General features: G+C 68.3%; 12 protein-coding genes and 3 pseudogenes. 10 read left to right on the top strand and 5 right to left on the bottom strand.

The annotated features are described in order from the left end of the window. Positions 1-896 precede the first annotated feature (896 nt). From AB0946_RS26525 to AB0946_RS26500, 6 genes are read left to right on the top strand one after another with little or no spacing between them, the layout of a single operon-like run. Entirely contained in the window at positions 897-2,267 is a 1,371-nt protein-coding gene (locus AB0946_RS26525) for an extracellular solute-binding protein (protein ID WP_366763147.1), read from the top strand. Position 2,268: 1 nt separating this feature from the next. Then, the gene (locus tag AB0946_RS26520) at positions 2,269-3,222 is read left to right on the top strand and encodes a sugar ABC transporter permease (protein ID WP_366763146.1); all 954 of its coding nucleotides are present in this window, start codon (positions 2,269-2,271) and stop codon (positions 3,220-3,222) included. Positions 3,223-3,224: 2 nt separating this feature from the next. Beyond that, positions 3,225-4,127 (top strand): carbohydrate ABC transporter permease, encoded by a 903-nt coding sequence (locus AB0946_RS26515; RefSeq protein WP_366763145.1) that lies wholly within the window; start codon positions 3,225-3,227, stop codon positions 4,125-4,127. 31 nt (positions 4,128-4,158) lie between these two features. After that, positions 4,159-5,352 (top strand): mandelate racemase/muconate lactonizing enzyme family protein, encoded by a 1,194-nt coding sequence (locus AB0946_RS26510; RefSeq protein WP_366763144.1) that lies wholly within the window; start codon positions 4,159-4,161, stop codon positions 5,350-5,352. Beyond that, positions 5,336-5,674: an L-rhamnose mutarotase gene (locus AB0946_RS26505; protein WP_132791680.1), complete on the top strand. Its 339-nt coding sequence runs from the start codon at positions 5,336-5,338 to the stop codon at positions 5,672-5,674. Before AB0946_RS26510 ends, AB0946_RS26505 begins: the two co-directional genes overlap by 17 nt. After that, entirely contained in the window at positions 5,671-6,507 is an 837-nt protein-coding gene (locus AB0946_RS26500) for an amidohydrolase family protein (RefSeq protein WP_366763143.1), read from the top strand. Before AB0946_RS26505 ends, AB0946_RS26500 begins: the two co-directional genes overlap by 4 nt. Here AB0946_RS26500 and AB0946_RS26495 read toward each other — a convergent pair. Further along, positions 6,492-7,274, bottom strand: coding sequence for a FadR/GntR family transcriptional regulator (locus tag AB0946_RS26495; RefSeq protein WP_058084308.1), 783 nt, complete (start codon positions 7,272-7,274; stop codon positions 6,492-6,494). The genes AB0946_RS26500 and AB0946_RS26495 overlap by 16 nt on opposite strands. A 324-nt stretch (positions 7,275-7,598) precedes the next feature. Between AB0946_RS26495 and AB0946_RS26490 the strand changes: the two are divergent. Continuing rightward, positions 7,599-7,974 (top strand): annotated as a pseudogene (locus AB0946_RS26490) (transposase); the annotation flags it as partial. 602 nt (positions 7,975-8,576) lie between these two features. Here the strand turns inward: AB0946_RS26490 and AB0946_RS26485 are convergent. After that, positions 8,577-8,709 (bottom strand): annotated as a pseudogene (locus tag AB0946_RS26485) (IS5/IS1182 family transposase); the annotation flags it as partial. A gap of 45 nt (positions 8,710-8,754) precedes the next feature. Here AB0946_RS26485 and AB0946_RS26480 point away from each other — a divergent pair. After that, positions 8,755-9,372, top strand: a pseudogene (locus AB0946_RS26480) (IS5 family transposase); the annotation flags it as partial. 392 nt (positions 9,373-9,764) lie between these two features. On the opposite strand, the gene AB0946_RS26475 reads toward AB0946_RS26480, so the two are convergent. From AB0946_RS26475 to AB0946_RS26465, 3 genes are all read right to left on the bottom strand, one after another. Beyond that, the gene (locus tag AB0946_RS26475; RefSeq protein WP_366763142.1) at positions 9,765-10,688 is read right to left on the bottom strand and encodes a right-handed parallel beta-helix repeat-containing protein; all 924 of its coding nucleotides are present in this window, start codon (positions 10,686-10,688) and stop codon (positions 9,765-9,767) included. A 344-nt stretch (positions 10,689-11,032) separates the two neighbouring features. Further along, entirely contained in the window at positions 11,033-11,884 is an 852-nt protein-coding gene (locus tag AB0946_RS26470) for an SMI1/KNR4 family protein (RefSeq protein ID WP_366763141.1), read from the bottom strand. A gap of 74 nt (positions 11,885-11,958) precedes the next feature. After that, positions 11,959-12,600, bottom strand: a complete 642-nt coding sequence (locus AB0946_RS26465) for a GNAT family N-acetyltransferase (RefSeq protein WP_366763140.1) — start codon at positions 12,598-12,600, stop codon at positions 11,959-11,961. A 239-nt stretch (positions 12,601-12,839) separates the two neighbouring features. Between AB0946_RS26465 and AB0946_RS26460 the strand changes: the two genes are divergently transcribed. Both AB0946_RS26460 and AB0946_RS26455 read left to right on the top strand, forming a co-directional pair. Further along, positions 12,840-13,067 carry a hypothetical protein gene (locus tag AB0946_RS26460; protein ID WP_366763139.1) on the top strand — a complete coding sequence of 76 codons (228 nt, stop codon included), beginning with the start codon at positions 12,840-12,842 and terminating at the stop codon, positions 13,065-13,067. A gap of 125 nt (positions 13,068-13,192) precedes the next feature. Then, entirely contained in the window at positions 13,193-13,789 is a 597-nt protein-coding gene (locus AB0946_RS26455; protein WP_366763138.1) for a hypothetical protein, read from the top strand. The last annotated feature ends 414 nt before the right edge of the window (positions 13,790-14,203 follow it).

Here is a 14,203-nt window from a genome sequence, read left to right as displayed (position 1 = left end):
CCACCGGCTCCGAAGCGTCGGCGGCCTCCGGACCGTGGAGGGCGTCGGCGCCCACTCGGCGCCGGTGTACCACGAGGCGGGGCGCCGAGGACCTTGTGTGCGCCGGCGCGCCGGATGAGCGCGAGCAGACGGCCACCGCATGGCCGCGTCGCCACCCGCCCCGGGGGATCACCAGCGCCATCGCTGCCGCACCCGTTCGGTGTTCCGTACAGCGGGCAAAGCAGGTGTCGACAGGGTCGCGCGGCGCGTTCCGGGCCATGGGGGGCGGCTCGCGCAGGGCGTCGGTGCTCGGCCGGTGTCACGCGCTCCATGACCACTGCCGTGTGCGGGGCGTCCCGAGCGAGGTGGGCCGGGGAGCCGACCTGCGACGGGCGAGGGCGGGGAGACCGACGGCTGTGACCGTGCCGCCGCACAGGGCGCGCAGTGCGTTCCGCTGGCCACCGCTCCCGCAGGCGTGGCGCCAATTCACGGCGTGCCTCCCGCAGTCGGGTGCCGCGGACATGCGGGAGCCACCCGTCCCTGCTGGAGGGTGCTCCGCCCGCCGGGGAGTGGGTACCGACCGTGGACACCCGTGTCCGGCCACTCACCCCGGCTCTCTGACCGCCGGCGCCATCGACGGCGACCGGCCACGGCTCACCTCGCGTCCGTCATGAGCGGCTTGATCCCAGGCGGGCGGGGCGAAATTGGGACGCCTCCTGATCGCGGGTCGACCTCGGCAGCCCCCGAGTTGCCGAGAGGCCCTGCCTCCCTGCCCGCAGCCGACGGCGATCACGAGGACCGCACCGACCACAGCAGCTCGCAGGAAGACGTATCGAGCTCGTGACAAACATCATACGTATGCTCTACAGTCCTCGGCGCGGAGTCGTCAACGAAGTCGGCAGGACAAGGGACATCTCATGGTCGGAATCCACACAGGGGCGCGTTCACGCGGCAGGGCGTCGACCGTCGCCGTGACGGGCGTAGCAACGGCCCTCCTCGCCCTCGCTGGTTGCGGCAGCGGAGGAAGCTCGGCGAACGGGAAGTACGGCTTTCCCGAGGCCAAGCAGGAGGCATCCTCGACGATCACCGTCTGGGTGGACGCGGACCGGCAGGCTGCCGCGAAGGCGTTCCAGGCGGCGAACCCTGACATGAGGATCAAGGTCGTCACCTATGACGGGTCGGCCAACGGGTCCAACTCCTTCCGGACGAAGATGCAGCTCTTCGATCGCGCCGGCAGTGGCTGGCCGGATGTCGTCTTCTCCAGCCAGAACAACGATGCGGCGTGGGCCAGCCAGAAGAGCGGCGGCAAGCAGGCGTTCGCGGCTGTGCTGGACAAGGGCCTGGTCCCGAAGGAGACGCTCGGCAATTTCACCAAGGGCTCGCTCGATCCCTGCACGGTGGACGGCCGCGTGTACTGCCTGCGCAACGACCTCGCCCAGACGGTGCTCTGGTACAACAAGCCCCTGCTGGAGAAGTTCGGCTACACCCTCCCGACCACGTGGGAGGAGTACCAGGCGCTCGGGGAGAAGGTCGCCGAGGAGCACCCCGGCTACGTCATCGGGACGGCCGGCGATGCCTGGACGCCCGAGGTCTACATGTGGGCGAGCAAGTGCCAGGCCAATGACGTGACCGGACCCAAGTCCGTCACCGTGAACACCGGTTCGGCCGAATGCAAGCGTGCGGCCTCGATGCTGGACACCCTCCGCGACAAGGGGACCGTACCGGTGGTCAGCGTGTTCACCCCCGAGTTCTTGAAGAAGTACTCCGGCAAGGTGCTGATGATGCCGGGGCCGGCGTGGTACGCCGGTGCGATCTTCCACAACCCTGAATCGCTCGACGTTCCGGCCGGACAGCTCGGCGTTGCCGCGCCGTTGACGTGGAAGGGCGAGAGCGAGGCTGTGACGGGGAACGTGGGCGGCGGAACCTGGTTCATCTCCAGCCATTCGAAGAACCTGAAGGCCGCCCAGAAATTCGTGCAGTTCGTCACCACTGCCGACGAGTACCAGGTCGATGCCGCGCCGGGTTACCCGGCGTACGCCCCCGCCGCCGAGAAGTGGATCGCCAAGCAGGAGGCGAGCAAGTACTACGCCACCTCGCTGCAGCCGGTGGTGACCGCTGCGTCGCGTGTCTGGGATGGTTGGGGGTACCCCACGTTCAGCCAGGAGGCGATCTGGGCGAAGACGATCACCCCCGGTATCACCGGCGGCAAGTCGATCGCGGGCCTGCTTCCGACGTGGCAGACGGCGATCGAGAACCAAGCCAAGGTCAACGGATACGTGGTGAAGTGAGATGACCCTCGCTCCATCGAGTGACCGGGCGACCGCCGACGCCGCAGAGGGTCGGCGGTCACGCCGGGAGGGCGGCAGGCCGTCCGGCCGCACCGTCGCCCACAGTCCGATCGGCTATGTCTTCGTCTCGCCCTACGCGTTGCTCACGATCGCCTTCGGGATCGTTCCCTCGCTCTACGCGGTACTGCTGGCCTTCACCAACGCCGACGGTGGATTCGCGGGGTTCGACAACTTCACCAAGGTCATCGACGACTTCCGGTTCTGGCCGGCTGTGCTGCACGTGACCGTCTATCTCGTCTTCTGGCTTCTCGGGCTGGTCGTCTTCGTCGTCGGCCTGGCGTTGATGGTCCATGCCATCGGCGTCCGGTGGGTGAGCACGACCCTTCGCTTCGTCTACTACCTGCCCGGCGCGCTCGCGGGCGCGTCCAGCGTCCTGTTGTGGCTCTTCGTCCTCGATCCGACCGCGAGCCCGGTCAGCGGTCTGCTCAGTGCGATGGGGTTCGACAGCTTCGTGCAGGTGATCCAGCCTGGCCATCTTCCGGCCATCTTCGCCATCATCGCGTTCTGGACCGGAGCCGGCGGGTGGATCATCATCATGTACGGCGCCCTCAACAACATCAGCACCGAGGTGATCGAGGCCGCCCGTATCGACGGTGCGAACGCCGTCCAGATCGCGTTGCGGATCCAGGTTCCGATGCTGCGCAAGTGGGTCGCGTACATGGGCGTCATGTCGCTCGCGGCCGGCACTCAGCTGTTCGTCGAGCCACAGCTGCTCAGCCAGGCCAGTAACGCGGTGGTGCCCAACGACTACTCGCTCAACCAACTGGCCTATCAGTACGCGTTCCAGCAGAACGACTTCAACGGCGCGGCCGCGATCTCGTTGATCCTGCTGGTCGTCGCACTTCTGCTGTCCTGGGTGTTCGTGACCCGTGGCGGCCTCTTCGAGAAGGAATGACCATGGCAGCACTCTCCACCGAACGGCGTCGGTCGAGCCTGAGCGGCTGGAGCGGGCGCTCCATCATCGGCGTCCTGCTCGTCGTCTTCATTCTGTTCTTCGCCGTCCCGATCGTCTGGCTGCTCCTCGCCGTCACGAAGTCTTCCAGGGCGCTCGTCGTCGACCACCCGTTCTCTCCCGGGTCCTGGTCGGCCTTCGCCGCGAACTGGCATCAGCTGTTCGACTTCCAGGACGGCGCGGTGACGACGTGGCTCGGGAACTCCGCGCTGTACGCGATCGGCGCTCTGGTGATCACGCTCCTCGTCAGCATCCCCGCCGGCTACGGACTCGCCCTCACGGAGTTCAAGTTCCGGCAGGCGCTGCTCGTGCTGACACTCGTCGTCATGCTGATCCCCAGTACCGCCTTGGTGCTGCCCATCTTCCTCGAGCTGAACAGTGTCGGTCTGATCGGCAGCCCGCTGTCGGTGATCCTGCCGATGTCGTTCTTCCCGTTCGGCGTCTACCTCACCTATATCTACTTCTCGACGAGCATCCCCCGGGACATCCTCGCCGCCGCCCGCATCGACGGCTGCACCGGCTTGCAGGTCTTCACCCGCGTCGCCCTTCCGCTGGCCGCCCCGATCGTCGCGCTGGTGGCGTTCTTCAGCTTCGTGCAGAACTGGAACAACTTCTTCCTCCCGTTCGTGATGCTCCCCTCCAGCGACGGCTACCCGATCCAGGTCGGGCTCACCTCACTCCTGGCCGCCACCCCGGCCTTCAACCCCAGCTCCGCGGGATCCGACTCCGTTCAGCTGCCCACCTTGGCGCTGGGGACGATCGTGTCGATCCTGCCCGTCCTGATCGTCTTCCTGTTCTCCCAGCGATTCCTGGTCGCGGGCATGACAGCCGGAGGAACCAAGGAATGACCACCAGCGCATGCAAGGAGAACCACGGCCGATGAAGATCACTGGGTACCGCAGCCTGAGCACCGTCCATGACTGGGGCAGGATCACCGGGGACGTCAACGGGGTCCAGTCCAGCCATGCGACGCCGGTCCCCGTCCTCATCATCGAGACCGACACCGGGATCGAGGGGGTCGGCCTCGGGTCCCATGCCGACATCGCGCGTGTCTTTCCCGCGATCGAGGGCGACGACCCGCGGTCGGTCGTGGCGCTCTACGACCGGATGCTCGCCTGGGTGTTCAAAGCCGGTCACTCGGGATCCACCTTCGGCACCATCGGGGCCGTCGACATGGCTCTCTGGGACATCAAGGCCAAGGCCGCCGACGAGCCGCTGTGGCGGACCCTCGGGGCCCGCTCGCGCTTCGTTCCCGGGTACGCCTCCGGACTCGAATACGGCCTTCCCGACGAACAACTCGCCGAACTCTACGGTCGGTTCGCGGATCGCGGCTTCAGGGCCGGCAAGCTCAAAGGCGGCCGCGACCTCGACCGCGATCTGCCTCGACTGGAGATCATGCGCGACGTGCTCAGCCGTAACTCGCGCCGACCGGCGCTCATGTTCGACGCCAACGAGTCGTGGAACCACGCCCAGGCCACCCGGTACGTCGCCGCCATCGAGGAACGCATGGACCTCACCTGGGTGGAGGAACCGCTACGCCGGTGGGACGCGGCCGGAATGGCCTCGCTGCGCGGAAAGGTGCGCGCGGCGATCGCAAGCGGCGAGAACCTGACCGGCCTGGAGCAGTACCGCCCCCTGCTGGACGCCAACGCCGTCGACATCGTCCAGATCGGCAACGTGTGGGGCATCACCCACTTCCTCCGTGTCGCGACACTCGCCCACGCCCACGACCTGCCGGTGAGCCCCGTCGCGTACAACGCCAACCCGGTGGCCCACGCGGCCGCCGCCGTGCCGAACCTCCTGACCTACGAAGTCCAGGATCTTCGCTTTCCGACCGGTCTCGACGTGGACCAGCAGTTCGAAGACGGAGGTATCGTCCTGGGCGACCGTCCAGGGATCGGGATCGTGGTCGACGAGTCCCAGATGTCACCGGTCGGCGCCACCGCGCCCCAGCCCGCGGCAACCGGACCGCACATCCGACCCGAACGCGCTGCCCTGCGGCTGGTGGCCGAGCCGGACCGGATGGACGCCCCGTCGCACGCCGGAGGAGGCCGTCGTGACCCTTCGACCTGAGCGCAGGGCCCTGGTGGTGGGTGTGCGCCCCGAGAAGCGCGAGGAGTACCTGGCGCTGCACCGCGCCGTGTGGCCGAGCGTCGAGCGCAAGCTCACCGAATGCAACGTGCGCAACTACAGCATCTTCATCTTCGGAGACATCCTTTTCGCCTATTACGAGTACATAGGAGAGGACCACGAGGCGGACATGCGTCGGATCGCCGAGGACCCGGCCACGCAGGAATGGTGGACGCACACCGACCCCTGTCAGGTGAGAATCGCCGAGGAGCGTGTCCCCGGGGCACTCTGGCAGCCCATCGACGAAGTCTGGCACCTCGCATGAGTGCCGGTGTCGACGCCCATGTACACCTGTGGGACCGCTCCGTGGACCCGCAGGACTGGATCGACGCGGAGACCATGGCCCCGATCGCCCGCGACTTCGACGCCTCCGATCTGAGCGGGATGCTGGCTTCGACCGGACTCGACCGTGCCGTGGTCGTGCAGTCGAGCAACAGCCTCGAAGAGAGCATCCGGCTCGCCGGGCTGGACTCACCGGTCGTCGCCGGTCTCGTCGCCTGGGTCGATCTCGCGGCGGAGGTGGGACCCCAGCTCGACCGGATCCGCACGAACGCCGCCGTTCCCGTCGTCGGGGTGCGGCATCTGGCGCACATCGACCCGGACCCGCAGTGGATGATGCGCGAGGAGGTCAGCGCGGGTCTCACCGTGCTCGAGCGTGAGGACCTCTGCTTCGACCTCGTCGTGCGCGAGTGGCAGCTTCCCCAGGCGATCCACCTGGCCACGCGCCACAGCGGACTCCGCTTCGTGCTGGATCATCTGGGCGGCCCGCCCGAACCGGGACAGGACAGGAGTGGATGGGCGTCGCGGCTGCGCGAACTCGCACGGCGACCGAACGTCGTCGCGAAGGTCTCGGGACTCACCTCGGGCCTCGCTCCCGGGTCATGGCGTGCGGCCGACCTTGCCGCCTCGGTGACCGTAGCCGTGGAATCCTTCGGCCCTGAGCGTCTTCTGTACGGCTCCGACTGGCCGCTGGCCGAGCTCGGCGGGGGAGCAGCGCCCTGGAAGACCGCTGTGGAGGCCCTGCTCGACGGGCTCTCCACGGTGGAACGGGCGCGGGTGTTCGGCGGCAACGCCGCAGACGTCTACTCGCTTTCCTGACCGCGCGCCCGGCCGCGCGCCCGCGGCGCGTGGTCGGGCAGCCGACGGCGCTCCCACGAGACGTGGATGTGATCATGCATCGCCTTCTGGGCCGCGGCGACGTCCTGCCGTGAGATGGCATCAACGATCGCAGCGTGCTCCTTCAGCGTCAGCTCGAACGCGTCAGGAGGGTCGATCCCCTGGTAGCGGCTGGACTCCACGGCGCGCTTGTACAGTTGCTTGGCGATGTTCTCCGCCAGCCGGTTGCCGGAGATCTCCATGAGTGCGTAGTGGAACACCACATCCGCTTGCCGGAAGGAGTCCGTCTCGGACGCGCTCTCACGCATCGTGGTCAGCGCGTTCTCCAGCCTCCTCAGCCCGTCTGCGCTGCGAGATCCGGCAACAGCGCCCGCCATCGCCGACTCGAGGCTCGCCCGCACGACCGTCAGTTCGTCGAGGACGCCGAGCGTCTCGTCGTTGTCGATCAACGCGGACAGCACCACCGGATCGAGCATGTTCCAGTAGCCCGGCGCCCGCACCTGAGTCCCGCGACCCTGAGAAACGATCACCAGACCCTTCTCCTCCAGTCGCTTCACCGATTCACGCAGGACCGTGCGACTCACGCCGAAGTGCTCGCTCAGCGGACCCTCGGGGGGCAGCAACTCGCCTTCCTGCAACTGGCCCGTCACGATCAGGTCGACGAGCTCGGAAACGACGGCAACACCCAGGCGGCCGGCGGGCAGGCGTCGCGGGAACAGGCGGGTTGCGGGCTGCGACTCGGTTGGCATACGTATGACCTTACCGCTCGATCAAGGAGCGATGCAGGCACCCGCCTGTCCAGAGGCCGGAGGGTGCCAGTCCGCGGGCAGTCGCCTGGTTGCACTGCGTGATGTGCGGTGCGGAGATGAGGGCTGGTCGGGGAGCCGGAGCTGGATCCCGCCGCTGCCGACGACCTGTCCAGCCGCGGTGGAGCATCTGGCAGGCGATGTACCACGGCCGCGCCCAGGTCGTCATCGGCGGCTCCGCCCGCGAGACCCAGGTGCGGTCTGCACCGAGACTGAGGCCCGCGAGTGGGCCACCACCGGCAAGAAGGCCACCGAAACGCCGACGCCCTGCGCGACGACATCCGTGCTTACGCCGGTGAGTCCCTTTGCCCCGATGGCGTGCTGATCATCGACGACACCGGGTTCGACGAGAAGGGCACCACCTCGGCCGGAGTCGGCCGGCAGTACACCGGCACCTCAGGAAAGATCGACAACTGCCAGATCGGCGTGTTCGCCGCCTACGCCACCGGCTCGGGCCGGGCCCTGGTGGACCGGGAGCTCTACCTGCCCAAAGCCTGGACCCTCCGACCGTGACCGCTGCCGGGCGGCGAAGATCCCCGACGAACGCGGCTTTGCCACCCAAGGCGAACTGGCCCGGAACATCGTCCGCCGGCGTCTCGGTGTGGGTCTGCCCGCCGCCTGGGTCACCGCGGACGAGGCCTACAGGCAGCGGACCGGCGCCGCTCCCGGACGGCGTGGGCACAGCCGGTCGCCCCTCCGGTACCCGCGCCCCACCCTGGATTTACGAAGAGTATCCGAAATTTCGAGACGCCAGCGGGTGCGGATCGAGCGGGCCCTCGCCACCCGGGACCGAGGCACGCAGCCACCCGCCACCGCTACCCCGCGGCTCCAGCCGGCTGCTGCCCGATCCGCGGGCGCAGTGGGCAGCCGGCTGATTCGAGGACGGCGGCCTCGCGATGGTTGCCCTGCCCCGGACCGACGATCCCCTTCAGCCCTTCGCGCCGACGCGCCGCCGGCATCGCGGTGGTGCGCGGCGAGCATGACGCGCCGTGGTGGCGCGCACCGTGTGTGGGGGCTCCGGACACGGCGACCCGCCCCCTCGGTCATCAGCACCAGGCGGACGTTCCGCACCGATCGCTGGTGGTCCACACGCGACATGGGTGGTCCGCGGATCGTCGACGATGACAACCGTTGGGCCGCCCGGCCTCGCACGGCGCCGTCCGACCAGTCGCCCTGGGATCCGCTGCCGGTCAGGCGGCGGATCGCCCAGCGGTTGTGCGAGGCGATCCGCCCTGAGGTATGGGTGCGGGTCGCGATGCCGCGGAAGCCTTCGAGGCGGTTGAAGCAGCGCTCGACGGCGTTACGGCGGCGGTGGGTGTCGTGGTCGAAGGCGGGTGGCCCGGCCGCCTCTGCGGCCACGGTTGTGGCGGTTCTCTTCGGGCGCCGGGTGGAGTTCGTCCGGTCGCTGCTGCCCGAGTCGCCGCGGGGCAGGAAGCGGCTGGACGACCGCACGGTGCTCAACGGGATCGTGTGGAAGTTCCGTACCGGGCCGCTTGGCCGGACGTGCCCGAGCGGTACGGCCCGTGGGCCACACTGCACACCCGGTTCCGCCGGTGGCCCCTGGACGGCACGTTCGAGCGGATGCTCCAGGCTGCCCAGGCGAGCGCGGACGCAGCCGGGGACATCGACTGGCTCGTGTCTGTCGACTCCACCATCGTCCGTGCCCACCAACATGCTGCCGGGGCCCGAAAAGAGGGCTCCGTCACCCGGGACTCGGACGCTCCCGAGGTGGCCTGACCAGCAAGATTCACCTGGCGTGCGACTCCCTGGGGCGTCCGCTCGCCTTCACCGTCACGGGCGGGAACACCAACGACTGCACCCAGTTCACCGCTGTCATGGACGCGATACGGGTGCCCCGCCTCGGACCGGGACGGCCGCGCCTGCGGCCCGACTCGTCGTCGGCGACAAGGGCTACGGCTCCAAAGCGATCCGGACCTGGCTCAGGCGGCGGGGCGTCGGCCACACCATCCCGGAACGGTCCGACCAGATCCACCGGCTCCGGCGCGGCCATCGCGGCGGGCGCCCGCCGGCCTTCGACAAGGCCGCCGAGTCCTGCCAAACAGCCGTTCAAACAGCCGTCACCCTCGCATCGCTACTGACGCGGGCGTGACATTTGAAGACAACTCCTCGCCGCCCGCGCTGGTGTAGCGGACCTCGTCAAAGCGGGGGCCCCAGCCGACAGTGGCCGAATGTCGCCCAGGATGCGCTTCACGATGCACAGTGCTCATGCGTACACCCTGCGGACGGCGTCGGTCGGCCCGATGCGGAACGGGCCGTCCTCGGCGAACTGGCTGTGCAATCGTTCCGGGCCGGCCCACCCCCAGGCCGTCCGGGGACATGGACGGAGTATCTCTGAGGGCGGGTGAGACGGATCACCGTGGCGTCGGCGGAGGTGGCCGGACTGCTTGCGTCCGGCGGCGCGGCTCTTCGGGGTCAGGCCTGCGTGTTCCCGGTCACCGTGGGGATCGCGGCGGGGCAAGAGGTCATGCCTTCGTCTGCGCCACTCGTGACGATGATGCCGGGTTTCGTCTCGTCGGACAGGGTGCTGTAGGTGTTGTTCGTGACCGAGTTCCGGGCGCCGCAGGCGAAGCTCCCGTCCGAGGCGTGCACCCAGTACGAGACCATGGCGTTCGTTCCTGACCGGCGGAACTGGTTGTGGTCGATGAGGTTGTCGCTGCTACTGCGCCGCAGGCGCACCGGGTCACCGGTGATGCCCTGGAAGGTGCTGTTCTTCACGGTGTTGTGGTGGCTTCGTTCGGCGATGTAGACGCCGTGCATGCAGCCGGGGCATTCGTTGGCGACGTTCTTCAGGTAGAGGAAGGAGACGTTGTCCACGATGTTGTACGACGAGCCTGCGTTCATGTGGATCCCGGCGTATCCGTCTCCCGTGCCGGCGTAGGCGTTACCGATGAAACTGAACTGAGTGCCGGTGAAGGTGTTCCGGTCGTTCTTCAACAGCACGCCGCCGGTCCGGTAGTACTGGATGATCAGCCGCTTCATGTGAATGCGCGGCCCGTCGGCTGCGACCTTGAGGAAGTAGTCGAGGTGTCTTGCCCCGTTGGTCCCCTTGATCACCGGCGCGCTGCTGCCGCCCACCCGCGTGAAGGTGATCGACTTCTGCTTGTACGCCTTGCCCAGCGAGAAGCCCGCCCCGGGCCGGTAGGTGCCCCCGAAGATCCGCACCGTGGTCAGGTTCCTGTTGTTCCTGACGCGTTTCAACGCCTCCCCGATGGTGCGCACCGGCTGGCTCTTCGTGCCGGAGGCCGAATTGCTTCCCGTGGTGCTCACGTAGACGCTGGTGGGCGCCGCGCTGGCGGGGGTGGCGGTGACGAGGCTTGCCGTGCTGACGGCGGCCATGAGGCCGGCGACCGCGAACTTCCGCATGCTGTCTGCTCCTTCGCGTGGATCAGTATCGGGCTACGGGTCATGACCGCCCGGGACGGCGGGACGCTCCTGCGGGCGGCGGCCCCGTCCGGCAAGGAGAACGGCAGAGTCCCCATCCGTCCCACAGACTGAAGGGCGGAATGCGGACACGGCAGATGTACGCCTCTGCCCCGTTCTGGGTGTTCGGTATTCCGGATGCTCTCGATGCGGTCTGCTCCCCGATGCGGCACGGCACATGAGCACCAGGGGAAGAGTGGCCGGAAGATTCCGCGCTGTTTGTGATGGACCGGCGTACTCCTCACGAAGGTGGGCAGCCCTTAGCCGGAGGTGCGGCGGTCGTTGACAACAGCGCGTACGGCGCGGTCGCCGCGGGGGTCGGCCATCAGGCGGGCGATGTCCCACCACCGCAGCAGCAGCGCCGGGTAGTGCGGCGGGATCGCGTCCATGAACTCCCGGTCGAACCGTGCGCGGACGCTCTCGTGGCGTAGGGCGGCGCGGATGTCGTCCATGGACGGTGGGAGGTGGCGGATGGCGGGCGGCAGCGTGGCTTCGTACTCCGGCGCCAGCTTGCGGCCGGGCTGGACCATGATGTTCCCGCCCAGCGCGGCGGCAACGTCGTCCTCCAGTTCCTCTTGGGCCTGCACGGCACGCTCCCACCAGTAGTCCCGGAAGGCGGCGACGGCCTCGGGGTCGGACAGGTCGAGGGCGTCGCGCTGCTGGTCGAATTCCGCACCCTCATCGCTGGGCAGAGCATCCCGGATTGCGCCGAGAGTCTTCGCGGGATGGCGCGGCGGCGCCTGACCGAGGTGGCGCACCCACTGGTCACTGTGCTCCCCGTCAGAAGGGGGTCCCCACACCAGGGCGCCGCCCATCATGCCGGGCTTCTCCGGGCCGGCCGCCGCCAAGGGGGCTTCCAGGCTGACCGCCATGAGTTCCAGGTAGGCGGGCAGCGACTCGTACTCCCGCTCGCGCTCCCCGAACCTGGTCCACTTGCATACCTCCCCGCTCTCGCCGTTCAGGTAGAGGCCGTAGACGGTGTCGTCGGGGCTGGAGGAGCAGAACGGTATCCACGATGGCTTCCACAGCACCAGGGCGTCCTCGTCCTCGCCGTTCTCCTCCTGCAACCACATCTGCATCCGGTAGACCTCGATCACGGCGTCGAGCGGCATCAGCGCCGCTCGCCGGTCTGCCGCCGGGCCTGCGGGGCGGCCGCGGCGCGGCCTTGCGTGCCACTCAGGAGCCGTCAGAGCGCCACGATGCGGTAGTCCGAGACAGGCCGGTAGCCGATGCGCTGGTACAGGCGGTTGCTGGTCGGGTTCGAAAGGTCGGTGAAGAGCAGGACGTGCTCCGCGCCGGCGTCCCGCGCGGCCTGGGAAACGGCTGCGGTCACGGCGGCACCGTAGCCTCGTCCGCGGTGGTGGCGCGACACGTACACCGGCGTGACGCGGGCGGTGGCGGCCACGACGGTGGTTATCGCTGCGATGGCCACCGGTTCGCCCGCGACCATCCACAACCGCCAGCCGCCCTGGGTGATTCGCTCATCGACGAACCTGTCGAGATCGGCTCCGAGCGAGCCGGCTTCCGCTACGAAGCGGGTGCACCAGTCGTGGAGAAGAGGCCGGTCGTCCCAGGTCGCCACCCGCGGTGCACCCGGCGGGGCGACGCCGGGCGGCACGAGCTGTTCGAGGCGGTGGAGGCGAAGACGCGGTCCGTCGCTGGGGGCCGTGCCCGTCGTTGCTTCCCAGGCCTCGGAGAAGGCGCGGACCGACGCTTCGTCGGCCAGCAGCCCGGTGCACGGGTGGGCGTCGGTGGACAGCAACCGGGTCAGGCCCGTCGCCGCGGCCCGGGAAAGGCTACTCGCGGTCAGCAGATGGGGGGCGTCCATACGAATGCGGCCGTCGTCGGGGCCCCGTCCGCGTCACGCCACCATCCTAGGCACGTGGGCGGCGTTGTATCCCTGGACTGCAGACGCTCGACTGAGTCGAGCCCGGACAGCAGCATGGTGTGCAGGTCGGGACGTGCGGAAACGAATGACCCCGCCGCGGACCGGAACACCTCGGGACTGTCGGTAACAGACCATGCCATCGATTCAAGTCTCACAGCAGCAAGGTCATCAAGGTGGCGGTGAGTGAGCACCCCGAGAGAGGGAGCACGAAGACCCGCAAGCTGTACGGCGCGGTGTTGTACGACCGTCTCGGCATCATTCCCGCTCGTGTGAAGGTCGTCGCGCAATACCACTGGGAGACCGCTGATCACAAGTGCAAGCTCGCCGACCATGACGACAAGATCGGCGTGATCACGGCTTACTGCCAGGGTGTCAACAAGTGCCCTGACGCGTTGAACCGAGTGTGACGGATCAATCGATGATGTGGGACCAGACAGGCCCATCCGGTCTGCAGGCGCAGCTGGCACATGAACTGTTGGGCAGTGTCACAGCGTTCGCGTGTGGGCGGAGCGTCCGGCTTGTGCGGGGGGTCATGAATGACCCGGAGCGACGCGGTGTCGGCCGTATCGTTTTGTGGGACGGTCAGCAGCTGGACACGTCAGTTGCCTTTGACGTGCCACTCACGGACACACACGGAGCGATCATTTCCGCAGGGGACCTCGAGGCGGCCCTGCGAAGCGCTTTGGCCGACTTCTCCCGCGGCGAGATCGAGGAGGCACCGCGCGATGCCTTCGGAATCCCGGTAGTCGACGCCTCCGCTGCTGTTCACGGATTCGTCGACCATCCCCGGTTCCATCTCTCGGATGCACTGCGGGCCGCAGCCGCAGCCTTCTCCGTTCCAGCAGAACCTGATGAGCCTGCGGAGCTGCGCCTGCGCGGCTTCCTGCTCCTCGACCACGGAACGTGTCGCCTCTACCTGGACACCCCCACATCACAGGACGCCCCTCCAATCGGTGTCGACCTTCCCCTTCGAGACGAAGACGGCTCTGTCGTCGTTGGAGTGACAGGAGCGCAGGCCGTGCTTCCGGTCCTCTTGGAGACAGGGGAGTTGGAGCGAATGCGGAAGGACGTCCACGACCCCTACTGCCACGCTGTCTACGACTTGGTGGCCTGGCTCACGGGTCGCTGACAGGCGTTTAGACCGAGATGGGTCCCCCGACCTGGTGGCTCATGCAGGAGCCACCAGGTCGACGCTGCTGATACATGTCGGTCACCGTCAGAGGCTGGCTGGGGCGGCGTACAACGGCCGGCAACCGGCTCTGCCGGGACTGCTGCGGCAAGGCCGAGCGACTCGCCGCCCAGCAGCCCTGCCCGCGCTGCGGCAAGGCCAGGCTATCTGCGCGAGGACACCGGCTGGTGCGGGTCGTGCTCCCGTCCGGGCCCGCCGAGACAGTCGCCCCAGATCTGCCGCGAGTGCGGCCAGCCGAGGCGGCATGCCGGACCAAGCCTGTGCTCGGCCTGCTGGCAACGGAACCCCGGCCGCCCCTTCATCCGCGGCGAACACCTCCGCGACCAACTCTCCCATCCGCCCGCCTGGCTCGAA

The sequence above is a fragment of the Streptomyces sp. NPDC046870 genome, assembly GCF_040704595.1.
Classification (GTDB): domain Bacteria; phylum Actinomycetota; class Actinomycetes; order Streptomycetales; family Streptomycetaceae; genus Streptomyces; species Streptomyces argyrophylli.
Note: the sequence above shows the minus strand (reverse complement) of the source record. Positions and strands in the feature narration are given on the sequence as shown.

Bases quoted from the DNA above. Each gene is read 5' to 3' on its own strand.
- AB0946_RS26495 (WP_058084308.1), bottom strand. From the start codon at position 7,274: ATGCCAACCGAGTCGCAGCCCGCAACCCGCCTGTTCCCGCGACGCCTG.
- AB0946_RS26475 (WP_366763142.1), bottom strand. From the start codon at position 10,688: ATGGCCGCCGTCAGCACGGCAAGCCTCGTCACCGCCACCCCCGCCAGC.
- AB0946_RS26500 (WP_366763143.1), top strand. From the start codon at position 5,671: ATGAGTGCCGGTGTCGACGCCCATGTACACCTGTGGGACCGCTCCGTG.
- AB0946_RS26465 (WP_366763140.1), bottom strand. From the start codon at position 12,600: ATGGACGCCCCCCATCTGCTGACCGCGAGTAGCCTTTCCCGGGCCGCG.
- AB0946_RS26470 (WP_366763141.1), bottom strand. From the start codon at position 11,884: ATGCCGCTCGACGCCGTGATCGAGGTCTACCGGATGCAGATGTGGTTG.
- AB0946_RS26515 (WP_366763145.1), top strand. From the start codon at position 3,225: ATGGCAGCACTCTCCACCGAACGGCGTCGGTCGAGCCTGAGCGGCTGG.
- AB0946_RS26455 (WP_366763138.1), top strand. From the start codon at position 13,193: ATGAATGACCCGGAGCGACGCGGTGTCGGCCGTATCGTTTTGTGGGAC.
- AB0946_RS26510 (WP_366763144.1), top strand. From the start codon at position 4,159: ATGAAGATCACTGGGTACCGCAGCCTGAGCACCGTCCATGACTGGGGC.
- AB0946_RS26525 (WP_366763147.1), top strand. From the start codon at position 897: ATGGTCGGAATCCACACAGGGGCGCGTTCACGCGGCAGGGCGTCGACC.
- AB0946_RS26520 (WP_366763146.1), top strand. From the start codon at position 2,269: ATGACCCTCGCTCCATCGAGTGACCGGGCGACCGCCGACGCCGCAGAG.